The sequence below is a fragment of the Paraburkholderia sp. MM5477-R1 genome (assembly GCF_050436385.1).
Taxonomy (GTDB): domain Bacteria; phylum Pseudomonadota; class Gammaproteobacteria; order Burkholderiales; family Burkholderiaceae; genus Paraburkholderia; species Paraburkholderia tuberum.
Genome location: NZ_JBNDMC010000006.1, coordinates 547103 through 571660, shown reverse-complemented (window position 1 = coordinate 571660; position 24558 = coordinate 547103). Strand labels below are relative to the sequence as shown.

Genomic DNA, 24558 nt, shown 5'->3' with positions numbered 1-24558 from the left:
GCGTCATTTCTTGATGTCGGCTTCCACGAGCACGCTATGCCCCTGCGCCGCGAGCAGATCGTGCAGCCCCTGCAAAGCGGCGAGGCCGCACTGCGTGTCCTGCTCGCCGTTGCCGCCGCTCAGGCCCACACCACCCAACACCTGGCCATCGACGACAACAGGAAAGCCGCCGACGAATGCCGCAAACTTACCCTCGAAGCTCCATTGAATGCCGAACGCTTCGTTGCCCGGCAACGCGGGACCGTTGGGCGGCTGGGTGAACAGATGCGTCGAGCGCTTGTGGCCGGCTGCCGTGAACGCCTTGTTCCACGCAATCTGCGGCCCAGTGATGCGCGCGCCGTCCATCCGTTCGAGCGCGAGCGGATAGCCGCCCTCGTCGACGATGCAGACCGATTCGAGCACGTCGATCTGCTGCGCCCGGCCGATGGCCGCGCGGATCATTTCGCGCGCTTCGGCCAGTTCCAGGCGAAATATCTGTTTCATTGCAACCCCCTCATTGTTGATTGATTCATTGATTCGGAAAGCTGATCTCGCCGCTCTCAGATGCCGCGATAGACCGTCTTGATCTGCGTATAGAACTCGAGACCGCCACGCCCCGATTCGCGAAACGTCGACGTGCTCGAACGCTTGAGCCCCCCGAACGGCGCGTTGATCGCGTTGCCCGTCGTCGTTCGGTTGATCTTCACGGTGCCCGCCTCGATGTCGTCCGCGAAGCGATGCATGTGGCGTGCATTCGACGTGACGATCGCGGCGCAGAGCCCATACTCGGTGTCGTTCGCCTTCGCGATCGCGTCCTCGTAGCTGGTCACGGTGACGATCGCGATCACCGGCCCAAAGATTTCTTCGCGGCAGATACGCATGTCCTGCGTCACGTCGGTGAAGATCGCCGGCGTGACGTAATAGCCGTGCTCGTAATCGGGACCGCTCAGGCGCTCGCCGCCGTACAGATGCGTGGCCTGTGCCTTGCCGGAGGCCACGTAGTCGAGCACGGTGTCGAGTTGCGTCCGGGTCGCGAGCGGGCCGATGTCCATGCCGGGCGTGAGGCCGCTGCCGATCTTGAGCGTCTTCACTTTAGCGAGCAGTTTCTCGCTGAACGCATCGCGCACGCTCTGCATGACCAGCACGCGGCTCGTGCCGGTGCAGGCCTGGCCCGTCAGCGAGAAGCCACCCTTGATCGTCAGGTCGACGGCGCGGTCGAGATCCGCGTCGTCCATCACGATCAGCGGGTTCTTGCCGCCGAGTTCCATCTGCGTGCGCGTGGTCAGCGGTAGGGAGCGATGAATCTGTTCGCCAGCGGCGGTCGAACCGGTGAACGACACGGCCCTGACGACCGGCGACGCGGTAATGACGGAGCCGATTTCCGACGCGCGTCCCGTGATGAAATTCAGTACACCCGATGCAATGCCCGCCTGCGCGAATGCTTCGGCGAGCCGGTAGCCGATCAGCGGCGCATCCGACGACGGTTTGAAGATCACCGTATTACCGGCGATCAGCGCCGGCGCGATCTTGCGCGCCGGGATCGAGATCGGAAAATTCCACGGTGTAATCACGGCGACGACGCCGAGGGGTTCGCGCTGCGTGTGGACGGTCATGTCGGGATCGTCGCTCGGGAACGTCTCGCCGGAATACGACTGACCTTCCACCGCATAGAAACGCAGCACCTGCGCCGAGCGCAGAATTTCGTCCCTGCTCTGCGCGAGCGGCTTGCCTTCTTCGCGCGTGAGTTCGTTCGCGAATCCGTCCGCATGCTGTTCGAGCCACGCCGCCGCGCGATTGAGAACGGCCGCGCGCTGCGCGACCGGCGTGCGCCGCCACGCGGCGAACGCGCCAGCCGCCGCGGCCAGCGCGGCGCGCGCGTCCTCGGCCGAAGACGCCTGGAAGCGGCCGACGATGTCGCGCGTATCGGCGGGATTCACGTTGTCGAACGTGCCGCCGCTCACGCTGGCGGTCCACTCGCCCGCGATGAGATTCTTGAACTCTGGTGTTGCCGGATTGCTCATGACGGATACCTGTGCTGTTGCCGCAATGGCCGGCGCCATGCCGGCCGGCTGGCTCGCGGCGATGCCAACGGAAGACGGCGCCGCGTTGCGCGCGCCGCCGCGGGTTCAACTCGCGAGTTCGAGTTCGGGCAGCGCCAGGTCCTGCTCGACGTAGTCGTAATAGAGCGCGGTCGTATAAAGCAGACGCATCTGCGCGCCGATCTCGCAGATCTTCAGGCAGCGTTGCTGCAACTCGGGCGTGTCGGCATGTTCGAGCACGATCTGATAGCCGCGCTCGCCATGAATCTCGTCCGACACGATGTGCAGATCGAAGAACTCCACTTCCTCGTCGGTGAACTGGTATTTGTCGCGCAGCGTCGGCGTCTGCTTGCGATAGATCGACGGCACCTGCGATTCCAGACCCACGACGAGCGCCGCGACCGCGACGATCGGGTCCTCGCGCATCGCCACCGAATAACACCATGCCTGCAGGCCTCGCGTGGTCGGCGACATGTTGTCGGGATCTATCACGCGCTCGCGCGTCGTGCCGCACGCTTCGGCGAAACGGATCAGCAGATCGGTATGACGGTCACCGCCGATTTCCTCTTCGTACATGTTGGCGAGCAGAAAGTCCTTAGCCTCGGTGAAGCGGTCCGGCGTGCGCGCATAGATGTAGGCCAGATAGTCGGCGAACGGGCCCACGTAGTGATAGTGGTTCTCGGCCCAGCGCGCGAGATGCGCGCGGCTCAGCTTGCCGCTCGCCCACGCGATGCTGAACGGCGCCTTGTTCGCACTCTTGCCTTTGATGGCGTCCTCGAGCGCGGCGCGGAAGTCATCACGGTTCATCAATTCAGCCATTTCAAGCTCCTGACAGGTAGGGAAAAGGTTGGCGTTGTCGAAAGCCCGAATGCCGTCGGGCACGGAAGGAACAGTTGAGCTAGTGTAGCCTCTTTAATGAATACTGTATACCACAATCTCTGAATTGCGCGAGCCGTTCTTGGGAAGAGCGCTCCGTCTACGCGCCGCTTCATTGCGGCCTCACCGCGGAAAGCCTTAAGAAAACTGGAACTAATGCGCGCCAACCGCCGCTGTCTTCGGCCCTCGCCGGGGCCCGTCCGGCAGTAGACGGTATACTATATCCTTTTTTTCAACTAGACTAGATCCGAGCGAATCACGGAGAGCGTTATGCCAACAGTGGTATTTCACAAAAATGGCGCGACCCATCAGGGCGAGGTCAAGGAGAACACCAACCTCGTCGTGCGCGCCGGCATCAGGCAATTCCCGTTTCCGCATCTGCGCTACGAATGCGGCATGGGCAAGTGCTCGAAGTGCACGTGTCGCGTGATGTCCGGCGCGCAGTATCTGCCCGAGCCCAACTGGAAGGAAAAAAAACAGCTCGGCGAGCGGCTTGCGCAGGGTTATCGCCTCGCGTGCCAACTATGGATCGAGCACGACATCGAACTCGCGCAGGACGATCTGGAGCAGGCAGCATGAATACGCGCTCCGTCGCGGCCGGCACGCACGTGATTCTGACGAGCAAGCCCGGCCAGTACCGCACCGAGGCGACCGAAGGCATCGTGCCGCTCGCCACCTTCGACTACCTCTACGGCGGCCGGCATATCGCCACGTTCGTCATCGCCGCGCTCATGAAAGAAACGAAGATCAGGGTGATCGACGAAGCCACACCGTCGGCGGTCAATCTCGTTCCCACCAGGTTCCTCGAAAAATTCGCGACGCCTGAAGCCGCGCTCGAGTCGCTGCGGCAGCTCGCGGGCCACGGCAACGGCGCCGCGCAACTGACCCCGCGCTAGTTGCCGCGCCGTTTCATCCCCTCCTCTCCGAACCCAATACGTAAGCCTCCGAATGATCCAGATTACTTTCCTCAGCAACGACAACAAGTCGGTCAGCGCGCCGCCCAACAGCAATCTGCTGCGCGTCTCGCTGCGCGAAAAAGGCGGCATTCCGTTCAAATGCGGCGGCGGCTTGTGCGGCACCTGCAAATGCAAGGTCGAACACGGCATCGAACATACCGATAGCGTGAAGGACAAGGAAAAACGCCATCTGAGCGAAGACGAAATCAAAGCTGGCTATCGGATGGCCTGTCAGACTTTCGTCAATGGCAATGTCAGCGTGTCATGGTGAGTTAGCAACACAACGTAGTGAGTCAAACTGGGACGCCGGCTTCGATGCACTGAAGCCGGCGTTTTTGCTTGTCGTTGCGAGGCGTAAGACGTAGGCCGCAACTCGCGGGCAAAGCGCGCCGACGATCAAACCGCCAAGGCCTTGCGCATCGGCAAACCAACGCGCAAGGCCCGGCAAAAACCGCGCGGACGACACGCGCGTCCCGCCCCCCATCACCAGATCAGAATCGCCACCAACGTCGACACCACCAGGCCGCACACCACCGGCAGCAACAGATTGCGCACCGCCTGCAACACCGGCACACGCGCGAAGCTCGCCACCGCCGCGAGCGCCGACCATGCGGTCAGCGTCTTGCCGGTCCACACCGAACCCATCTGGCCGATCGCCGCGAGGGTCGACACGTCGAAGCCCACCGTGCGGCCGAGCGCGCCCGCCAGCGCGCCGGTCAACGGCAAACCGGCGAAGCCCGAGCCGTCGATGCCCGTCACCATGCCGGCCAGCAGAATGCCGTACGAGACGAAGAACGCGTTGTGCGGAATGTAGACCTCGCCCGCTTTCACGAGATCGGCAAGCAGGCCGGGGGCATGGGTACCGGCGGGCAAGCCGAGGATCGGCGCCGCAGTGCCGGCCACGCCGATGAAGAAGAAGCCCGCAATCGGCAGCACCGAGCTCATCGCGCGAAACGAAAACACGAAGCCCTCGGTGACGTGCTCGGCCGTGCTGCGGCAGATCGCGCGATAGTCGCGCGCAGCGGCTACCGCCACCATCAGCAACGCGGAGACGCCGCCGACGAGCGCCGCGGCCGCTGCACCGCTCGCGCCCTTGAAGCCGGGGATCAGATGCGGCAACACCATGTAAGCGACGATCGCGAGAAAGGCGACGGGGATCACGATCGCGAAGCAGCGGGACCAGCGCTCCTGCCACGGCGTCAACAGGTCGCGCGACGACAACAACGCCCGCGAGCCGCTCGCGCCGCTGACCTGGCCGCCGTCGCCGACCGACGCATGCTGCGGTTTGCCGCGCCGGATGCGCGCGCGACTCGTGCCGGCCGCCGGCGTGACAACGGCATTCGCCGTGACCTGGGTCGCTTCCCAGCGTTCGAGATGGCGCGCATCGGGCGCCTGGATCTGCTTGCGGATACGCAGATAGGCGATCAGGAACGCGATGCCGCCCGTGATCAGCGACAGCAGCAGCGCCTTGTCGGCAACGTCCGGCATCGCGACCGCGGCCGCTTTCGCGCTGATGCCCGGCGCGACCTTGATCACGTAATCCGACGACAAGGCCGTACCGAGTCCCGCGATGCCGATGCACAACGCCGCGCCCAGCGGCGGCACGCCCGCGTAAATCGCGGCCGGCAGCAGAATGCCGGCGATCAACGGCACGGCCGGCGTCGGCCAGAAGAACAGCGACAACACGTAGCTCACGAAGCCGAGCACGAAGAAGCCGACGTGCCCGTTGACCATGACCGCGCGAAACGGCTGGACCATGCGCACATCCGCGTTGATCCGTTTCAGCGCGTTGAGCAACGCGGTCATCAGCGAAATCACGAGGAAGATATTGAACAGCTCGCGCGCCGCCGTAAGCGGCGCGAAGAACACCGCTTCGATCGCGGTCGACACCTGGCCGGAAAACGCGTAGACGGTGGCGAAGGTCGCGAGAATCGCGGGCGCGACGACATTGGCGCGAAACACCAGCGTCGCGATGATAGAGACGACACCACACAGATAAACCCAGTGCGCCGACGTTAGAACGACGTGAGATTCCATTGCTTCTCCTGACTGCGCGGACCTGCGAGCGCGGGTGGATGCGGCTGATTTGAGATAACCGCTTGGTATACTATGTACTAAATAAAACAGGATCAACGGCTGCTTGCTTGAGGTTTACCCGCATTCGTCGCGACATTTCAAAGCAGGAGAATCGAGCGGCAGCAGCCACGAGGAAGCGCGGCGCGTGCTTCAATGCCCCGCCAGACAAGGCCGAGCCGGCTATTTCCGTATAAGGTCTACAGTATTCGTGACGTGCACTGAGGTAAAATCGCCTGCATCACACGCCATCAGCAACACAGGTTGGAGATCCTTATGAACACTGAAGCGGACACGACCGCGGCAAGCGGCGCACAGGGGCAATCGAGCGCGCCGATCATGCATCAGCAGCTGTCGCATCTCGTCACCGCGCGGCTGCGCGAAGCAATCGTCTCGGGCACGTACGCGCCCGGCGAGCGGCTGGTCGAAGGACGCATCGCCCAGGAGCTCGACGTCTCGCGCGTGCCGGTACGCGAAGCGCTGCGCGCGCTCGCCTCGGAAGGCCTCGTCGAAGTGCGGCCGCGGCACGGCGCGGTGGTCGCGTCGCTGCAGCCGTCGGCGGCACGCGAAATGATCCAGATCCGCGCGACGCTCGAGGGACTCAACGCCCGGCTCGCCGCCGAACATCGAACGCCCGAACTGGTCGGCCAGATCGAACAGGTGCTCGCTGAAGGCAAGGCAAAAGTCGACGCCGGCGAGACGGCCGGCCTGCTCGAACTCAACGCGCGTTTTCACGACCTGCTCTACGCGGCCGGGGCCAATACGATTCTGAGCGACCTGATGCGCTCGTTGCGCGACCGCACGCGCATGCTGTTCACGAACGCGAGCGATGCGGAAGTCCGCCAGACCTGGGACGAACACGCCGCGATCCTGCGCGCGGTGCAGTCGGGCGATGCGACGCTGTCGGCGCTGCTCGCCGAGCGGCATGTGATGCGCGCCGCCCAGCACTATCTGGCGAACAATGCGCGTTGAAACGGCCTTTGAAACGCGCGGCATAGGAAGCGAGGCGCGGCACACGCCACCGCGCTCGCTTTACGCCACCCGATAATTTCGTCGACTACGCTGCAAGCCACTTGACAGGCTGAATTTGGCGATAGACGGTATACAACATACCGCCCATCAATCGCCCTCTCAGGCCTTTCATGACACCAAGCTCCTCCCCACCCGCCGCCAGTCAGGCGGCGCGCTACCGTTACGCCACTGTCCAGCAGGCCGCGCACGACATGCGCGCCGGCGAGATCGACGCCGTCTCGCTCGTCGCCGCGTGCGAAGCCGCATTCGAGGCCGACAACGGCCTGCTGAACGCGGTCGTCGTATCCGATTTCGACGCCGCCTACGCCACCGCCGAAGCACGCGACGAGGAACGGCGCGGGGGGCGGCTGCGCGGCCCCTTGCACGGCATTCCGTTTACGATCAAGGAGTCTTTCGACGTCCGCGGCTGGCCGACGACCCTTGGCGACCCCGCGCATCGCGAGAACATCGCGAGCGCCCATGCGGACGTCGTGCAACGCCTGCTCGACGCGGGCGCGGTGCTGCTCGGCAAGACCAACGTGCCGATCTATCTGCGCGACTGGCAAAGCTATAACGACCTCTACGGCACGACCCGCAATCCGCGCGATCCGTCCCGCACGCCGGGCGGTTCGTCGGGTGGCAGCGCGGCGGCCGTCTGCGCGGGCATGTCATTCTTCGACGTCGGCTCGGATGTCGGCTCATCGATCCGCAACCCCGCGCATTTCTGCGGCGTCTTCTCGCACAAGACCACGCATGGCATCGTGTCGCTGAAAGGCCATGGCATCGGCGGCGGCATGGCGCAGCCCGACATCAACGTCGCGGGTCCGCTCGCGCGCTCGGCGCGCGACCTCGAACTCGTGCTCGGCGCGATCGCCGGTCCGGCCGGCGAAGCCGCGAGCGCGCAGCGGCTCGCACTGCCACCCTGCGAGCGCACGGACCTGCGTGAATTCCGCTTTGGCGTACTGACCAATCATCCGCTCGCCGACGTCGACGGCCCGGTAGAGGCGTGCCTCACGCGTCTTGGCCGGCAGCTCGAAGACGCCGGTGCGACGGTGGTCTGGGACGCGCGCCCCGCGCTCGACGCCGCGCAACTGATGCGCGCCTACGTGCTGCTGCTGCGCGCGTCGACCTCGCACTATCTCGACGACGACGCCTTCGCCGCCGCGCTCACAGCAAGCGCCGCCGTGCCCGCCGACGCGTCGTCGTACGCCGCCTTGCAATACGCGGGCACCGCGTTGCGTCACCGCGACTGGCTGCTGCTGCAAAAGCAGCGCGACGCGTTTTGCGAAGCATGGCGCGAGCTGTTCGGCACGATCGACGTGCTGCTGTGCCCCGCCGCCGCGACCGCCGCCTTCACGCTCGACGAAACCGGGGCGCCGTGGCAGCGCACGCTCGACGTCAACGGCCGCCCGCAGCCGATGACGACCCAGCTGTTCTGGGCCGGCCACTCGGGTCTGTGCGGCCTGCCATCGACCGTGGCCCGCGCCGGCACGACCGCGGACGGCCTGCCGATCGGCGTGCAGATCGTCGCGCCGCTCTATCACGACCTGCGTTCGCTGCGGGTGGCCGCGCTGCTCGAGCAGGCGGGACTGTCGTTCGTCGCGCCACCGCTATAACACCCACTCGCATTCTCGAGGCGCCAGCCGCCACCTCATCCTCGCCCGGAGTCCTCCATCATGGTCTGGTTCGAATCGCTGTCGAAGAACGAGAAGAAAGCCTTTGCGGGCGCGTTCATGGGTCATGCCGTCGATGTGTACGACTTCATGATCTACTCGTTCCTGATTCCCGTGCTCGCCGCGACCTGGCACATGAACAAGGCCATCGCGGGCAGCATCGTCACCTACACGCTGATCGCGTCGCTCGTCGGTGCGATCGGCGCGGGCCTGCTCGCCGACCGCTTCGGGCGCGTGCGCATTCTGCGCTGGACCATCGTGCTATTCGCGCTCGCGTGCTTCGCGTGCGGCTTCGCCAACTCGCCACTACAGCTCGCGCTGTTTCGCATGCTGCAGGGGCTCGGCTTCGGTGGCGAATCGTCGCTATGCATGGTGCTCGTGACCGAGATCATCAGGAATCCCGCGCATCGCGGCAAATTCTCCGGCTTCGCGGCGAGCAGTTATTCGTTTGGCTGGGCCGCCGCGGCGATCGTCTATAGCGTGCTGTTTTCGTGGCTGCCGGCGGAGTGGGCGTGGCGCGGCTGCTTTTTTATCGGCATCGTGCCGGCGCTGCTGGTTGTGTATCTTCGGCGCGATCTGAAGGAGCCCGAAGCGTTCTCGCACGCGCTCGGAAAACAGCACTCGCCCGCCGCCTTGGAAGGACTACGCCGTGTCTGCGCGCGGCCGCTCGCCGGCAAGACGATCCTGTGCAGTCTGCTGTCGGGCGGCATGCTCGGCAGCTACTATGCGATCGCGACGTGGATGCCGACCTATCTGAAGCTCGAACGCGGCCTGTCGATCTTCGGCACGAGCGCCTATCTCGCGATCATGATCCTCGGCTCGTTCGTGGGCTACGTGCTCGGTGCGTATTCGTCGGACCGCATCGGCCGACGCCTCACGTATATCGTGTTCGCGGCGGGCGCGTTTTCCATGGCGCTCGCCTATATGGCGATTCCCGCGTCGAACGGCGCGATGCTCGTGCTCGGCTTTCTGCTCGGCGTGCTGATGCAGGGAACGTTCTCGGGCATCGCCGCGACGATCTCGGAGAGCTACCCGAACGAAATTCGCGCGACCGGCTACGGCGTGGCCTACAACATGGGGCGCGTCATCGGCTCGCTGTTCCCGCTTGGCGTGGGCTGGCTCAGCACCGGTCATATGGCGCTCGACTCCGCGATTCCGCTGGTCGCGGGCGTCGGTTATCTGTGCGTGATCGTCACCGCGTGGATTCTGCCCGAGACCAACGGCATCAGCCTCGATTCGCTCAGCGGCGAGCAGACCGATTCAAGTGCTTTGATCGAACCGATGGGTGTCGCCGCCCGCGTGGCCCAATCCGGCTCCGGGCGCGACGCTCGCTAACACTTCACCTGTCTCGCACCAGGGCGGCGTCCACGCAAGTATTTGAAAATTTCAACTACTTGCCTATAATGCCTGCACTGCGTATGACACGGACAGCGGAGCAAATTCTTGTATTCGGACTTCCTGACTTTCAGGCTCGATCTGACCAGCGCGTTGCTGATCAACCGCGCGAACCTGGTCTACCGCGAGCGCTGGGATCTCGACGTGCGTGCGTTGCGCGTGCTGCGCCTCGTCTGCGCGGAGCCCGACATCACGCCCAAATCCGTTTCACAGCGCGCGCTGATCGAAAAAACGCTGCTTTCCAAAGTCCTCGCCGAGCTTGAAACGCGCGGCCTGATCACGCGCAACATGCATGCGTCGGACCGCCGCAGTATCGCGTTGCGTGCCACGGCGCACGGCCTCGAAGTTGCGCAGGCGTCCGAAGCGGTGGGCACCGAACTCGAGGTCGAGCTGGCGAAGGCGCTCAGCGCGAACGAACGCAAAACGCTCGAACGTCTGCTTGGCAAGCTTTCGCACAGCCTGCTCGAAAGCGAGTCCGCAAGCGCGCCGCCTGCGCGATCCTGACAGACGGTCCGCATTCCGCCGCCTTCCTTCCCTGGCGTTCATGGCAACAAGGAGCCCTCCATGTCGAAGCTGATCGAAACGATGTCGAGCGCGATCGACGCGCTGCTGCCTGAACTCGAAGCGATCTACAAAGACCTGCACGCGCACCCCGAACTGTCGATGCAGGAGGTGCGCACCGCGGGCATCGTCGCGGACTACGTGGAAAAGCTCGGTTACGAGGTGACGCGCAACGTCGGCGTGACGGGCGTCGTTGCGTTGCTGCGCAACGGCGACGGTCCCACCGTGATGCTGCGCGCCGACATGGACGCGCTGCCGATGGCCGAAGCGACCGGCCTGCCCTATGCGAGCACGGTGAGGGCGAAAGACGAAGACGGGCTCGAAGTCGGCGTCGCGCATTCGTGCGGCCACGACATGCACGTCACATGGCTGCTCGGCGTCGCGCGTCTGATGGCAGGGCATCGCGACGCATGGCGCGGCACGCTGATGGCCGTGTTCCAGCCCGGTGAGGAAGTCGGCCGCGGCGCGCGCAGCATGCTCGACGACGGCATGACCACGCGCTTTCCGAAGCCCGACGTGATTCTCGGCCAGCACGTGATGGTCGGCGCGGCGGGCTCGGTCGGCTATCGCAGCGGCACGATCCTGTCGGCCGGCGACAGCATCAAGATCAAGCTGTTCGGGCGCGGCGCGCACGGCTCGCAGCCGCAGACGTCGATCGATCCCGTGATCATGGCAGCGTCGACGACCTTGCGTCTGCAAACCATCGTGTCGCGCGAAATCGCGCCGAGCGACAGCGCCGTGCTGACCATCGGTTCGCTGCAAGCCGGCACGAAAGAGAACATCATCCCCGACGACGCGACGCTGAAGCTCAACATGCGCACTTACGACGATGACGTGCGCGAGTACATGCTCGGCGCGATCCGCCGCATCTGCTGCGCCGAATGCGTGGCGTCGAACGCGCCGCGCGAGCCAGAATTCACGACACTATCGAGCTACCCGCTGACGATCAACGACGCGGTCACGACCGAGCGTGTGCGCAACGCGTTCGAGGCGCAGTTCGGCGAGCGCGCGTACGAATCGCCGCCGGCCGCCGCAAGCGAAGACTTCAGCGTGTTCGGCCGCGAATGGAACGTGCCGTACTCGTTCTGGTTCGTCGGCGGCACCGAGCCCGAAGTGTTCCGCCAGGCGCGCGCCGCGAAAAAACTCAACGAAATTCCGAGCAATCACTCGCCGAAATTCGCGCCTGTGCTCGACCCGACCCTGCGCACGGGCCTCGAAGCCATGCTGTGCGCGGCCGGTGCCTGGCTCGATCAACACGAAACCACTCAGTGAACTCACACGCCGTCTACACCATTCTCGACCTGATCGGCACCTTCGTATTCGCGATCAGCGGCGCGGTGGCCGCGCGTCAACGACGGCTCGACCTGCTCGGCATCGTCGTGATCGCCTTCATGGTCGCGTGCGGCGGCGGCATCGTGCGCGACCTGTGCATCGGCGCGATCCCGCCTGCGGGGCTGTCGAACTGGCGCTATCTGGCGACCGCGCTCGCCGCGTCGGCCGTGACGATTCTCGCGTATCCGCAGGTGCGCCGGCTGCGTCAGCCGGTGCTGTTCTTCGATGCGATCGGGCTCGGTCTGTTCGCGGTGTCGGGCGCGCAGAAAGCGCTCACGTATGGCCACAATGCCGAACTCGCGATTCTGCTCGGCATCGTCAGCGCGGTCGGTGGCGGCGTGATGCGCGACGTCGTGCTCTCGCGCGTACCCGCGATTCTCGAACGCGAGATCTATGCGTCGGCCGCGCTGTTAGGCGCGGCGGTGCAAGTCGGTTTTTCGTACGCGGGCTGGACGGACTGGTGGACGCCGTGGTTCGCGACATCGGCTTGCGTGTTGGCGCGGCTCGCGTCGCTGCGCTATGGCTGGCGGCTGCCGATCTTCCAAGGCAGACGCACGGCCGGGACACGCGACAACTCATAACGAGCCCTTCGCGCTTCAGCTCGCGGTTTGCGGAATCAGCCGCGGCTTGGTCAGGCTGTACGCGATCTGGCTGAACAACGTATTGAGGCTATTGGTGCCGCCTGCCGCATTCGAGCAGGTGTCCGAGTAGAAATACGACGGACCGGACGCGATCGACTGCATCGTATTGCACGCGGTGAGCTTGTCGTTACCGTCGCCGCAGCTCGGCGCCGACGCGGCCTCCCCGCCCAGATACGCGACGGTATAGATCAACATGCCGGTGCTGGTTTTGATCGTCGACGCCGCATTGATGGCGGCCTGGCACTCGCTTCCATAAGTGCTGCCGTACGTGCTGCCGAGTTGACTCGTCGACGACGACGCAACACCGTCGCTCAACAGAATGATCACGTTCTGCCCAGCCGGACTCTGCGTCGACGACTTCGCGACGAGCGCCGATTGCGCAGCCGTAAGCGCCTGCGCATAGAACGTGCCGAGGCCACCCGGCGCCGACATGCCGCCGCAACTGCCGCCGCCCAGCGCCTGCACGATACCCGAGCTCGTGCTGACCGAACCGTTGCTGCCGAGATAGCCGGTGTTCAGCGACGAAACCTGGTAAGTCGCGCCCGACGCCGAATAGCTGCCCGCGATGGTCGGCGCCTTGCCGGAGCACGTGAAGTTATAGGTGGACGACGTTTGCGGCGGAAACGCCATCAAGCCGACGTTGTCTCCCGCATTGGTCAAGCCTGCCAGCAGCGTCAACGCGCCCGCCTGAGCGCACGCCAGCCGCGTCTGCGCGACGCCTTTCGAGTTCTTGCAGTTGCTGTCCGTCGTCGTGGCCATCGATTTCGTGGCGTCGAGCACGATCATCACGTTGTAGAGCGCGGGCTCCGCGCCGCCGCCCGCCCCGGCTCGCGAGGTCGCGGAAATGGTCTGCGAACTCTTGCCGAACACGCGCGCGAAATAGAGCGGCACGGTCGCCGTTTGCGTGACCTGGATGCCGTTATAGCCCGAGGTCGCCTGCTTATATGGCAATGTGACGCTCGACAACGTGAGACCGGTGATCGTCGCGCTGGCGGGCACGACGGCGGCAGGCAGCCTGTTGTTGTACCCCGCCGTGAACGCCTGCGCGTCGCTTGCCGCGGTGGTCCACGATTGCGTCCAAAGGTCGACCGCGCCCGACAGCGCCGCGGCATCGGTTGCGCTTTGCAGGCGCCGCTGGCTATACGCCAGGTAGCCGAAGTCGACGCTGATTGCGACAAAGCCCAATAGCGCGACCATCGATACCGCCACGAGAACGGAAACGGCGCCGCGCTGACGCCGACGCGAGCCACGCGAACTACGGTATGTCGTTTTCATGATTTCACGCCCCTCCCAAACGGTCCCACCGCTTTTGTTATTCATGCGTCGTCATTGCACCCGCTCCACCGCGCTCGCATTGAGCGCGGTCGGCATCATCGCGTACAGACCCGACAGGCTGCCCTTGAACAGCGGCGCGAACGTGTAGGTGACGGTCACGGTCGCCGTGCCGACCGCGCTCGTGCCGCCGGCGCTGGTCAGATCGGCGGCGCAGCTCGAATCGCTGCTGCACGCGACGCCGTTCACCGACGTCGCGATCGACAGATTCGACGTATTCAGAAGCGCCGCCGAGGTGCTTACCTGACCTTGCGTCGCCGAGTACGGCGTGCTGGTGCCGCGTTGCGACGCGAAATAGCGCGCGCCCGACGAGGCCGCATTGACGACCATCACGTAGTTGCCGAGCAGCCAGCCGAACTGCGCGATGCCGAGCAGCACCAGCAGCAGCAGCGGCGCGACCAGCGCAAACTCGACCGCGGCGACGCCCTTCTGTTGCTTGTGACCGATTGGCGGTGTCGTTCTCCGCTTCGGACGAATGGCTGCACTCATTGCACGACCTCCGACATGGTGGCGCTCAAGCTGCGGGGCATGATGCCTTTGAGGTTATCGAGCGTGCCGCCGAAGAGCGGCGCGAACGTATAACCGAGCTGCACCTTCGCCTGCGTACCCGCAGCCGGCGCCGACGTGCTCGACCCCAGTGCGCTGACGCACGCGCTATCGCTCGTGCAGGACGTGCCGCCGACGCTCATCGAAATCGTCAACGTGCCGTTCAGCGCACCGGTCTGCGAATGAATCGCGGCAGTCGCGTCGGAGTATGGCGATGCGTAACCGCGCTCCGCCGCGAGCTGATGTGCGCCGAGCGAGGCCGCGTTGGTCAGTACCAGATAGTTGTTGATCAGCCAGCCGAACTGCACGATGCCGAAGATCAGCGCAAGCAGCAGCGGCAGCACGAGCGCGAGTTCGACCGCTGCCGCGCCACGTTGTTTTGTGCGTTTCACCGGCTCCCTCCGTTCGTTCCACATGTCGGTCCACCCGCGACGAAGTGCGTGGTCATGCACCACCCGCCATGCTCGGCAGCAGATCGCGATAGATATGAATCATCGCGGGCCCCATCAGCACGACGAGCAGCGCCGGAAAAATGCAGAACATCAACGGAAACAGCAACTTCAGCGCGATCTTCGCGGCCCGCTCCTCGGCGCGCATCCGGCGGCGCGTGCGCAGCGTATCGGACAGCACACGCAGCGACGCGCCGATGCTGGTGCCGAAGCGCTCGGCCTGGATCAGCATCGCGCTGAACGAGTCGATGTCTTCCACACCGGTGCGCAGCGAAAAATTGCGCAGCGCCTTTTCCTTCGAGAAACCTGAACGCATTTCGAGCAGCATCAGTTCGAGCTCGCTCGCGACCACCGCGCTGCGAAGGCGGATTTCCTCGCCGACTTTCATCAGCGACGCATCGAGGCCCAGACCCGCTTCGACACACACGGTCAGCAGATCGAGCGCATCGGGAAAGTCCTCGACGATGCCGCGCTTGCGCGCTGCGATGCGGCGCGACAGCACGACGTTGGGCAGGTAGTAGCCGAGTGCGGCCAGCACGACCAGCACGATCGCGCGTTCGAGCAGCGAATTCGCGAACGACGAGCCGTACAGCGCGAGCATCGCCACGAGCGGCAACGTCAGCGCGAGCGCGGTCTTCGCGGCCAGATAGATCGGCGCGGCGTTGGCCGAGCGCCAGCCGGCGTTCATCAATTGCAGGCGCAGTGCGGATTGCTCCCAGCCGTCCTTCGGCACCGACAGCTTCGAGATCGGCTGCGAAATCTCGACGAGCTTTTCGTACCACGGCGTCTGCGCGGCGGCGGCGAGTTGCTCCGGCGCCGGGACGGCATTCGCGCCGCCCGCCTGCTCGATACGGCGGCTCATGTCGCGCGGCGTGCTTAGATGCATCGCGCCGAACGCGGCCGCGAAAACGATCGCGAATACGCCGGCAAGCAACAGAATCTGCGTGATGTTCAGTGTTTGCATGGTCCTTCTCCGATGAGCTCTCGCCCGCTCAGACGCGAATCTTCACGATGTGCCGCATCCACAGAATGCCGAACAGCATGGCGACGCTCGCCACCGCGATCATCTTGACGCCCGCCTGGTCCTGCCACAGAACGTTCAGGAACCCGGGGTTGATCGCCATCATCGCGGCGCCGACGCCGAACGGCAGCAGGCCGAGCACCCACGCGGACATCTTGCCTTCGGCGGCGAGCACGCGAACCTTGTCGAATAGCTTGAAGCGGTCGCGGATCAGCGCGGTGATGCCGTCGAGCACTTCGGCGAGATTGCCGCCCGTCTCGCGCTGGATCACGACGGCGATCACGAAGTAGCGCAGATCGCGAATCGGCACGCGCGTCGCGAGATTCGTCAGCGCCTCGCTGATCGACACGCCGTAGTTGATCTCGTCGAACACGATGCGGAACTCACCGCTCATCGGCTCGGCGAACTCGGTGCCGACCATATCGATCGCGCTGGTGAACGCATGGCCCGAACGCAACGCGCGAGACAGCATGTCGCAAACGTCCGGCAGTTGCCGTTCGAGTTGACGGATGCGCCGGTTGCGCCGCCGCTGCACGTAGGCGAGCGGCAGCAATGCGGACAGCGCCGCGGCGCCCGCGGTGAAGACCCATGGCATCGCGAGGCTCGCGCCCGCCATCAGCACGAACGGCGGCAACACCGCGCAGGTGCCGACGAGTCGCCCGACCGACCACGATAGCCCCGACTGCTGCAGAAACAGATCGAGCGCGTGCACGCGCGGAATGCGCAGCAGCAGCCGCGTGAGCACCGCCGAGTCGGCCATCGTGCGCGTCTTCAGAATCGAAAGACGCTGCCTGCTCAACGCGCCGCCGGCGGATAGCGCGCGAATCCGCGAATCGACGCGGCGCGCGACCGGGCCGTGCCGGCTGTTCCAATACTCGTAGACGCCGCCCGTCGCGAGCGCCACGGCCGCGAACAGCAGAATGATCGACGCGTAGAAAATCGGGCTCATGCAAGTCTCCTGAAACACCGGGCGAGCGGTTGGTGCGCGTTGTCCATACCCGTCATGTCGTTTCGAAGCGACGCGCCGGATCGTAGACCTGCTCCGAGGGCGCCACGCCGAATGCCTGCAAGCGCTCGGCGAATTGGGGCCGCACGCCGGTCGCGCAGAAATGGCCGCGCACGTTGCCCTTCGTATCGACGCCGGAGCGACGGAACACGAAGATCTCCTGCATGTTGATCATGTCGCCCTCCATGCCGGTCAGCTCCGAAATGCTGACGATCTTGCGGCGGCCATCGGTCAGACGCGTGGCTTGCACGACCACCGAAATCGCCGACGAAATCTGCTGGCGCATCGTGCGCGTCGGCAGCGACAGGCCGCCGAGCGTCATCATGTTTTCGAGGCGCGTCAGCGCATCGCGCGGTGTGTTCGCGTGAATCGTTGACAGCGAGCCTTCGTGGCCGGTGTTCATCGCGTTCAGCATGTCGAGCGCTTCGGCGCCGCGCACCTCGCCGAGAATGATGCGGTCGGGCCGCATCCGCAGCGCGTTGCGCACCAGCGTGCGTTGTGTAATCTCGCCGCGTCCCTCGATGTTCGGCGAACGCGTCTCCAGCCGCAGCACGTGTTGCTGGCGCAGTTGCAGCTCGGCCGCGTCCTCGATCGTGACGATGCGCTCGTCGCCCGGAATGAAGCCCGACAGCACGTTCAGCAGCGTGGTCTTGCCGCTGCCCGTGCCGCCCGACACGAGGATGTTCACCTTCGCGCGCGCGAGCGCGTCGAGCACTTCGGCCATCGGCGGCGTCAGGCTCTGCAATTCGACCAGGTCGGCAACCTGCAACGGATTGGCGGCGAAACGGCGGATCGACAGCAACGGACCGTCGATCGCACAGGGCCGGATGATCGCGTTCACGCGCGAGCCGTCCGGCAAGCGCGCGTCGACCATCGGGCTCGATTCGTCGATATGGCGGCCGACGCCGGAGACGATCTTCTCGATGACCTTCATCAGATGCGCGTCGTCGTAGAAGGTCACGTCGGTCGCTTCGAGACGGCCACGGCGCTCGACGTACGTATGACGATGCGTATTCACCAGAATGTCGGACACGGTCGGGTCGCGCAGCAGCACTTCGAGCGGACCGAAGCCGAACATTTCGTCGTGCACGTCGCCGACGAGTTGCCGGCGTTCGAGATCGTTGGCGGGCGCCTTCTGATCTTCGAGAATGCGCCCGATCAGCGTCGCGATCTCCTGGCGGACCTGCTCGGGCGGCAGGCGCGACAGCCGTTCGAGCTCGACGCGTTCGAGCACCGCCTGATGAATCTCGCGTTTCAGTTTCTGGTAGGCGCCGCGCAACATGCCGGCGCCCGCCGGGTCCTGGCGTTCGCCCAGCGGCTGCACGCGTTGCGCGGAAATCTGCTCACGAAGCGACATGACGTTCCCCTGTTCTGATCGTGTAGCGTTGGAGCACGGTTAAAGCGTTTCGAGTTTCGGCGACGGCTGGCGGCCCAGCAGCCGCCCGAACAGCGACTCGCCCTTCGCGCGCGAACGCCCCGGTTTGGTCGCGCGTGCCGCGATGTTTTCGGCGAGCGCCTGCAGGCTGCGCGCAACCCCGCTGCCGCGCGCGGTCTTCGACACCGGCAGTCCCAGGTTCATCGCATCGGTCACCGTTTCGGCATCCTCGGGGATCACCTGATACGCGCTCATGCCGAGCACGGATTCGAGCGCCGCGCGCGGCCGCTCGCCGTGCCGTGTATAGCGGTTCAGGATCAGCCGCATCTGCTCCTGCGCATAGCCGAGCGAGCAGAGAATCTCCTGCAGCCGGCGGCCGGCCCGCACGTGCGGCATGCTCGCCTGCAGCACGAGATGAATCTGGTCGCTGCGATCGAGCGCGAGCATCGACAGCTGGTTCAGCGTCTGGCCGAGATCGAACAGCACGAAGTCGTAATGCGGCGCGGCGACGCCGAGCAGCCACTCGAGACGGTCTTCCTTGACCTCGGCCGCCTTCACCGGGTCGCCCGCGCCGGCGAGAATATGGAAGCTGTCGCTCACGTGCACGAGGCTCGTGTCGAAGAACGCGGCATCCATGCGTTCGATCTGCGCGCAGATTTGCGGCAGCGTCGACGGCGGCGTCTGGTCGGAGACCAGAAACGCGGCATCCGCGAACTGCTGGTTCAGATCGATTAGCAAAACGCGCTTTTTCTGCGGCAGAGTCGCGATCGCATGCGCGACGTTCGCGGCGATGAAGCTGGTGCCGGCGCCGCCCTTGCACGACACGAACGACAGAATCCGCGTATCGCGCGTGCCGCCTTGCAGGCTCTGCGCCTGCGCGCGCTGCAGCGCGTCGCCGAACTGGCGCGAATCGAGCGGCCAGTTCAGCACGTCGCGAAAGCCCGCGCGCATCGCGGCGATCAGCGTCTGCGGCGATGCGTCGGGAATCAGCAGGATGCAGGTGAGCCGCCCATGCTCGCGATGCAGGCGCTCCACCACCGCGAGCTCTGCGTCCTTCAGCGACGCGGCGTCGACGATCAGCACGTCGAACGCGTCGAGCGTGTCGCCGCGTTCGCCGAGCAGCGACGGCGTGCCCATCGCGCGCGTGATCCGGTAGTCGCCGGCTTCGCCGCTCAGATGCGCGATCTGCGCGAGCCGTGCGCCGTCTTCAGAGAGAGCCAGGATGTTGATCATGATGTTCCCAACCGAGCTGTCGAATTAACCGGCGGACGGCGCGTCCGCCCCATGCGCCGCGTTCGCCATCACTGACTGCCGCCGCTGCTGCCGATACCCATCACGAACGGATTGAACGTCGTGACCGGCGTCTGGAACGACTTGTCGTACTGCTGCTGCGCGGCGACCGCGGCCTTGCCGTCGACGCCCGGTGTGGATGGCGTGTGCTCGCCCGCATGCGGATCGATGATCTGCATCTGCGTCACGGTGCGCACGGCGTCGCCGACGTGTGCGTCCCAGATCGGCGAGCTCGACATGCAGCCGCTCAACGAGCCGCCCAGCGTGGCGCACAGCATCAGCAGCAACGCCGCGCGGCGCGTGATCAGAAGATGTTCGGATTTCATGAGAGTCTCCTTCGCGGCGCGTTACGGGTTGGGCTGTGCGCCCTTGATCGTCGGGTTGCCTGGGCTCATGGCGTCGGCTTTGGCGAGTGCGGGTTCGGCGTTGGTGTGCGCTTGCGCTGCCGACGCTGCCGTTGCGGTCGTCTTGTCCGGTGGCGGCACCGCCGCCGACGGTGCCGGCCGGTCCGCCTGGGTGTCGGGCGGCAGCAGCGCGGCGGGCGCGGCCGAGCCTTCGGTCGGTGCCGGCGTCGGAACCGGTGCGGGCAACGCGGGTTGCGTTTGCGGTTGCGCGGGCATCTGTGGCGCATTCGGGTTCGCGGCGCCCGCTGCCTGCGCTGCGGGCCGGCGGCCTTCCATGTTGCCGGTCGCGTAGACCGTGCCGTCGGATACACCGGTGAAGCTATCGGTCGGCAGCGGATAGTCGCCCGCCGGCAGCGGCTTCACCAGATGCACGGTGACGATGAAGATCAGCTCCGTGCGATCCTGCTGGAACGACGTGCTGCGAAACAGCGCACCGAGCACCGGCACTTCGCCGATGCCGGGCAACGCCTTCAGCGAGCCGGTGATGTTGTTCTGGATCAACCCGCCGATCGCGAAGCTCTCGCCGTCGTTCATCTGCACCGTCGTCGACGCGCGCCGCGTCGTGATCAGCGGCAGCACCGTGGTGTTGCTCGTGCCGCTCGCCGACACGGTGACGCCGGTCGGCGACAGTTCCGATACTTCCGGCGCGACCTTCAGATTCACGCGGCCGCCCGCGAGCACGGTCGGCGTGAATTTGAGGCCGACGCCGAACTCTTCTTCCTGCAGCGTGATCGTCGAGCCGCCCGAGCCGTTGCTTTGCGGCACCGGAATGAAGACCCGGCCGCCCGCGAGGAACGACGCCTCCTGGCCGCTCAGCGTGACGAGGTTCGGCTCCGCGAGAATCTTGCCGAGGCTGTCGCTCTTCTGCGCGTCGACGGCGATATTGAACGGCCTGTTGTTCGCCTTGCTCACCGCGATACCACTGCTGACACCGGCGAGCAGGCTGCTCACGAGCGCACCGGTCCACGAACCGAAGCCGCCCTGGATGTTGACCGCCGCGCCCAACTGATTGAGCAACGTCTTCGACACCTCGGCGACCTTTACTTCGAGCATCACTTGCTGCGGCGAATCGACCGTCATCATGTTGATGACTTCGGAACCCTTGCTAACACTCGAGCTTTGCTGCGAGATCGTACCGCCGTTACCAAAGCTCGCGGTGCTCGCCTGGTCTTGCTGGGTGGGCTGCGCGCCCGCGTAAGCGCCGGCGATGCTCATCGCCTGCTGCGCAGCCTGCCCGCTCGACACGCGGCCCGCGAGCACGAGATTGGCGGCCGCGCTCGACACGCGAATGCCGCGCTCGTTCGGCAGCAATTGCGCGAGTGTGCGTTGCAGCCCTTCGGCATCGACGCCGACGCTCACGTCGATGATCTGGCATGCGCCGCTGCGGCCCTGCACGATCATGTTCGTGGTGCCGACGCTCATGCCGACCACGTACAGCGTGCGCTGCGACACGAGCGTCGCCTGCGCGACGACCGGATTGCCGAGCGTGCGGTTGCGCGCGGCCTCGACGAGCGGCACCAGAATCGACTTGCCGACTGCCACCGACACGCTCGATTCGTCGCGAATCTCGCCGGTGCAGTTCGGCCCGGTCAGCTGCGCGGGGGCGACCACCCTGCCGCTCGTCGCGCCGGTCGGCATCGGCGTGTTGCTGACCAGCATCGGCACGGCGCCCCGGCCGACCGGCAGCGGCGCTGTCTGCGCACCCCAGCCCGGCGGCATGTGCGCGGCGGCCATCGTTTGCGCCGCGCTGTCGTGCGCGGCCGTCAATCCGGCGCAAAGTGCGGCGGCGAGCACCGTGCCGCCGAGCGAGCGGCAATGCCTGCCGCCACCGGATGAGAACCGATGTTGTGTTTTCATGTTGCTGCCCCCGTCGCTCGATAGGTGTGAACCGAGACGTCTTTTGATTGCCTTCTGATTCAGATCGCGGCGCCTGACGTGAACTCGCGCAAACCCGCGCGCCGCGACCGCGCTAGAAACATTCGACGCTGCCCGTCACCCCCGACAGCACGCCGACGCAATCGCGCCTGGGCGCCGGACGCGCCGCATAGTGCGTGCGCACCGGATGCACATCGGGCGCCGCCGGCGCCGAAGCCGGCACGTCGAGCAAGGTCAGCTTGGTCGCGCCGCCGGTGCTCGGGGTCTGCTTGTCCACCTGATTGCGCAGCACCAGCGACAGCGTGCCGACGCTGCGCGCGAGGTCGAGCTTCTCGGCCTGCTCGGGCGTCACCTCGAGCGTCACCGCGTTGACCACTTTCGGCGCGGTGTCGTCGCGGCTGACCTGCTGCGCGACTGCCAGCACGAGGATCTTTTCGAGCACGATCTTCGAGATGCTTTGCGGCGTGTCGGTCTTGTTCGTCTGCTGCGTATTGACGATCACGTCGACGTAGTTGCCCGGCAGCGCGAAGCCCGCGACGCCGACCACGTCGTTCACGCGCACGGTGATCGCGCGATTGCCTTCACCAATCACGGCTGACAAGCCACCTTTCGTGCCCTGCGGCGCGAGCTTCGATTCGAGCACCGGCTCGCCGGGCGCGAGACTCGTCAGCAGCACGCGTCCTTCAAGCGCCTTGCCGTCGGCGAACGCACCGGGCGGCACGCTCGAAGTCGGCCAACTGACCAGGTGGATCAGGTTCTGGTTCAGCGGCTGGCCGAGGCTGATTTCCGACGACGCCACCGCGACCGACGTCACCGCGCCCGACGACGTCTGCAGCAGCCAGCGCGACGCGAAACTCACGGCCGCGAGGCCCGCCAGCACGGCGACCGTCAGCATCACTAAAGCCCGACTGTTTTTCATGGCAACACTCCCGCATCGTTCAGTGGAAACGTCCGGCTATAGCGCGGCCGCGAACAGCATTCCGAGGGTTCCGGCCGCGATCGCGACACCGTAGGGAATCGACCCGACCGATCCGGACCGCGCATCGATCAGGTTTGGCTGTCCGAGCGGCGCGACGACGAGGCTGCCGAGCAGTTGCCGCAGATTCGCGAGCACGCGCGCGAAGCGGCCGCGACACAGCACGATCAGCAGAGACCAGATCCCGCCGAGCAGAAAAGTGGCAACCGCGATCCGCCATGTCAGCGCGGGGCCGACCCACGCGCCGATCATCATCAGCAGCTTCACGTCGCCGGCGGCCATGCCGCCCAGCAGATAGAACGGCAACAGCAAAGCGAGGCCGCACGCCGCGCCGATCAACCAGTCGAGCGCGCCGGCGAGCGGCCCGTGAATCGACATCTGCACGGCAAGCGCGACGGCGAGTCCGAGTGAGATCAGGCGATTCGGAATGCGCCGCGCGCTCATGTCCGTGCTCGCGGCCACGATCACCAGCACGATCACGCACAGCGGTACAGGATGTGGCGGCAGAGGTGGCAGCGTCATGATGACCTCGTCAAGGATGATTGAGCCCCGTCAGACCGAGGCCGCGAGATTGTTGAAGATCGTGCTGAGGTTGGTGCCGAGCGTGGTCGCGCCGCCGATGATCAGCAGTGCAATCAGGCCGGCGAGCAGGCCGTATTCGATGGCGGTCACACCGTCCTCGTCGTGAATGAAACGTGCTGCGCGAGCAATCAGGTTCTTCATGACAGACCTCCTTTTTCCAGTGGGACGGGGACGGACGAATCGCGAGGTTCGTCCGTCGACTCGAGGACTCAGACCGAGGCCGCGAGGTTGTTGAAAATCGTCTGCAGATGCGTGCCGAGCAATGTCGCGCCGCTGATGATCAACAGCGAGATCAGGCCGGCGAGCAGCCCATATTCGATGGCGGTCACGCCGTCTTCGTCACGAACGAAACGGGCTGCGGCAGCGATGATGTTCTTCATGATTCGACTCCTCTGGAAGACTAACTAATGGAACCCGTTACCAGGATTGGCGTGGGCGATGGGACTGCGGGTACTGCAGGGAAATGCGGGAAGCTGCTGGCTAGTTTCGCCGCGCGATCAGCGTCGCGCGGTGTTTGATCCGCATGGTCGCAACGCTGGGCGACACGAACTGGAGGAAACGGGGAAAGTGAAGCGGCAGCTGCCGGGCGAGCCGCAGCATCGCGGCCGCGTGCCGCTGGCGCAGCATGGCCGCACGATGTGCACCGCACACGGGCCTGGTATCGCCGCGCAGTCGCGTGATCTTGTTGTGCATACATCCCCGTCTTTCGTGATTTTTTTCTTGGCGTCGGCTCGAGGCCGGCACCCGCTAGTCAGTCGACGTTGGCTCCCTCTCTCGCCATGGTGTGCTGCCTGTTCAGGTCCGCAGCATCGTGTCGTCGACTTCCGCGCACTCCCTATTGCAAGGACGGGACCAGCTTTGCGGAAACAGCGTAACGACGCGGGTTCGAGCCGACTGGCCCCCAGCCTCGCGCCCTATTCGCGTCCGAAATGTCCGAATGCGCAACGTTTTGCCTGACCCGCCGAACACTTCGCGGATCGCGTAATGCCCCGCCGGGCAAGGCTCGGCATTTTTTTCCCAGGACTTTCCCTACTCCGGTAAAAAAGAAATTCCATCGAAAAATCGCCGTTCCCGAAGGGCGCGCCGGTCCAAAGCGTCTCATCGGCAAGACGGCTTGGTGCGTTGGCGCACACAAAGCTGGCCGTTTGGCCCGCTTTTTGGCGGAG

General features: G+C 65.3%; 27 protein-coding genes. 9 read left to right on the top strand and 18 right to left on the bottom strand.

Features of this window, described 5'->3' with window-relative positions; all coding sequences use genetic code 11:
- Positions 1–3: 3 nt before the first annotated feature.
- The 3 genes from OKW35_RS21010 to OKW35_RS21000 all read right to left on the bottom strand — a co-directional run bounded on the left by OKW35_RS21010 (position 4) and on the right by OKW35_RS21000 (position 2837).
- Complete coding sequence (locus OKW35_RS21010) at positions 4–483, bottom strand: GlcG/HbpS family heme-binding protein (RefSeq protein WP_429553046.1); 480 nt, start codon at positions 481–483, stop codon at positions 4–6.
- A gap of 56 nt (positions 484–539) precedes the next feature.
- Positions 540–2000 (bottom strand): aldehyde dehydrogenase family protein, encoded by a 1461-nt coding sequence (locus tag OKW35_RS21005; RefSeq protein WP_429553045.1) that lies wholly within the window; start codon positions 1998–2000, stop codon positions 540–542.
- Between the two features lie 105 nt (positions 2001–2105).
- On the bottom strand, positions 2106–2837 hold the full coding sequence (locus OKW35_RS21000) for a TenA family transcriptional regulator (protein ID WP_090807609.1): 732 nt from the start codon (positions 2835–2837) through the stop codon (positions 2106–2108).
- A gap of 327 nt (positions 2838–3164) precedes the next feature.
- On the opposite strand from OKW35_RS21000, the gene OKW35_RS20995 reads away from it, so the two are divergent.
- From OKW35_RS20995 to OKW35_RS20985, 3 genes are read left to right on the top strand one after another with little or no spacing between them, the layout of a single operon-like run.
- Entirely contained in the window at positions 3165–3473 is a 309-nt protein-coding gene (locus tag OKW35_RS20995) for a 2Fe-2S iron-sulfur cluster-binding protein (protein WP_429553044.1), read from the top strand.
- Positions 3470–3790 carry a hypothetical protein gene (locus OKW35_RS20990; RefSeq protein ID WP_187610618.1) on the top strand — a complete coding sequence of 107 codons (321 nt, stop codon included), beginning with the start codon at positions 3470–3472 and terminating at the stop codon, positions 3788–3790. The genes OKW35_RS20995 and OKW35_RS20990 overlap by 4 nt, the downstream gene beginning before the upstream one ends.
- A 52-nt stretch (positions 3791–3842) precedes the next feature.
- Positions 3843–4121, top strand: coding sequence for a 2Fe-2S iron-sulfur cluster-binding protein (locus OKW35_RS20985; protein ID WP_090807615.1), 279 nt, complete (start codon positions 3843–3845; stop codon positions 4119–4121).
- A gap of 212 nt (positions 4122–4333) precedes the next feature.
- Here the strand turns inward: OKW35_RS20985 and OKW35_RS20980 are convergent, their stop codons facing one another.
- On the bottom strand, positions 4334–5887 hold the full coding sequence (locus OKW35_RS20980) for a hypothetical protein (protein ID WP_184061581.1): 1554 nt from the start codon (positions 5885–5887) through the stop codon (positions 4334–4336).
- Positions 5888–6199: 312 nt separating this feature from the next.
- Here OKW35_RS20980 and OKW35_RS20975 point away from each other — a divergent pair, with 312 nt between their 5' ends.
- The 6 genes from OKW35_RS20975 to OKW35_RS20950 all read left to right on the top strand — a co-directional run bounded on the left by OKW35_RS20975 (position 6200) and on the right by OKW35_RS20950 (position 12476).
- Complete coding sequence (locus tag OKW35_RS20975) at positions 6200–6895, top strand: GntR family transcriptional regulator (protein ID WP_184061580.1); 696 nt, start codon at positions 6200–6202, stop codon at positions 6893–6895.
- Between the two features lie 170 nt (positions 6896–7065).
- Positions 7066–8550, top strand: a complete 1485-nt coding sequence (locus tag OKW35_RS20970; protein ID WP_429553043.1) for an amidase — start codon at positions 7066–7068, stop codon at positions 8548–8550.
- 57 nt (positions 8551–8607) lie between these two features.
- On the top strand, positions 8608–9942 hold the full coding sequence (locus OKW35_RS20965) for an MFS transporter (RefSeq protein ID WP_429553817.1): 1335 nt from the start codon (positions 8608–8610) through the stop codon (positions 9940–9942).
- A gap of 108 nt (positions 9943–10050) precedes the next feature.
- Entirely contained in the window at positions 10051–10506 is a 456-nt protein-coding gene (locus OKW35_RS20960) for a MarR family winged helix-turn-helix transcriptional regulator (RefSeq protein WP_187610620.1), read from the top strand.
- A 60-nt stretch (positions 10507–10566) separates the two neighbouring features.
- A complete protein-coding gene (locus tag OKW35_RS20955) occupies positions 10567–11835 on the top strand; it encodes a M20 family metallopeptidase (protein ID WP_429493023.1) in 1269 nt (422 codons plus the stop codon).
- A complete protein-coding gene (locus tag OKW35_RS20950; RefSeq protein WP_184061577.1) occupies positions 11832–12476 on the top strand; it encodes a trimeric intracellular cation channel family protein in 645 nt (214 codons plus the stop codon). The genes OKW35_RS20955 and OKW35_RS20950 overlap by 4 nt, the downstream gene beginning before the upstream one ends.
- Before the next feature lie 15 nt (positions 12477–12491).
- Here the strand turns inward: OKW35_RS20950 and OKW35_RS20945 are convergent, their stop codons facing one another.
- From OKW35_RS20945 to OKW35_RS20880, 14 genes are all read right to left on the bottom strand, one after another.
- Complete coding sequence (locus OKW35_RS20945) at positions 12492–13811, bottom strand: pilus assembly protein TadG-related protein (protein ID WP_429553042.1); 1320 nt, start codon at positions 13809–13811, stop codon at positions 12492–12494.
- Positions 13812–13862: 51 nt separating this feature from the next.
- Positions 13863–14357, bottom strand: a complete 495-nt coding sequence (locus OKW35_RS20940; protein WP_429553041.1) for a TadE/TadG family type IV pilus assembly protein — start codon at positions 14355–14357, stop codon at positions 13863–13865.
- The gene (locus OKW35_RS20935; protein ID WP_429553040.1) at positions 14354–14806 is read right to left on the bottom strand and encodes a TadE/TadG family type IV pilus assembly protein; all 453 of its coding nucleotides are present in this window, start codon (positions 14804–14806) and stop codon (positions 14354–14356) included. Before OKW35_RS20935 ends, OKW35_RS20940 begins: the two co-directional genes overlap by 4 nt.
- A 52-nt stretch (positions 14807–14858) precedes the next feature.
- Entirely contained in the window at positions 14859–15827 is a 969-nt protein-coding gene (locus OKW35_RS20930; protein ID WP_184061573.1) for a type II secretion system F family protein, read from the bottom strand.
- A 28-nt stretch (positions 15828–15855) separates the two neighbouring features.
- A complete protein-coding gene (locus OKW35_RS20925; protein ID WP_184061572.1) occupies positions 15856–16833 on the bottom strand; it encodes a type II secretion system F family protein in 978 nt (325 codons plus the stop codon).
- 52 nt (positions 16834–16885) lie between these two features.
- Complete coding sequence (locus OKW35_RS20920; protein WP_184024443.1) at positions 16886–18247, bottom strand: CpaF family protein; 1362 nt, start codon at positions 18245–18247, stop codon at positions 16886–16888.
- A 39-nt stretch (positions 18248–18286) separates the two neighbouring features.
- Positions 18287–19498: an AAA family ATPase gene (locus tag OKW35_RS20915; protein WP_429553039.1), complete on the bottom strand. Its 1212-nt coding sequence runs from the start codon at positions 19496–19498 to the stop codon at positions 18287–18289.
- 68 nt (positions 19499–19566) lie between these two features.
- Entirely contained in the window at positions 19567–19881 is a 315-nt protein-coding gene (locus tag OKW35_RS20910) for a hypothetical protein (protein WP_429352937.1), read from the bottom strand.
- Positions 19882–19902: 21 nt separating this feature from the next.
- Positions 19903–21816, bottom strand: coding sequence for a type II and III secretion system protein family protein (locus OKW35_RS20905; protein ID WP_429553038.1), 1914 nt, complete (start codon positions 21814–21816; stop codon positions 19903–19905).
- A gap of 112 nt (positions 21817–21928) precedes the next feature.
- Positions 21929–22753 (bottom strand): Flp pilus assembly protein CpaB, encoded by an 825-nt coding sequence (cpaB, locus tag OKW35_RS20900; RefSeq protein ID WP_429553037.1) that lies wholly within the window; start codon positions 22751–22753, stop codon positions 21929–21931.
- A gap of 36 nt (positions 22754–22789) precedes the next feature.
- Positions 22790–23332, bottom strand: a complete 543-nt coding sequence (locus OKW35_RS20895; RefSeq protein ID WP_429553036.1) for an A24 family peptidase — start codon at positions 23330–23332, stop codon at positions 22790–22792.
- 30 nt (positions 23333–23362) lie between these two features.
- Entirely contained in the window at positions 23363–23533 is a 171-nt protein-coding gene (locus tag OKW35_RS20890; protein ID WP_184061566.1) for a Flp family type IVb pilin, read from the bottom strand.
- 68 nt (positions 23534–23601) lie between these two features.
- A complete protein-coding gene (locus OKW35_RS20885) occupies positions 23602–23772 on the bottom strand; it encodes a Flp family type IVb pilin (protein WP_184046198.1) in 171 nt (56 codons plus the stop codon).
- Positions 23773–23872: 100 nt separating this feature from the next.
- Positions 23873–24085 (bottom strand): hypothetical protein, encoded by a 213-nt coding sequence (locus tag OKW35_RS20880; protein WP_429553035.1) that lies wholly within the window; start codon positions 24083–24085, stop codon positions 23873–23875.
- Between the last annotated feature and the right edge of the window lie 473 nt (positions 24086–24558).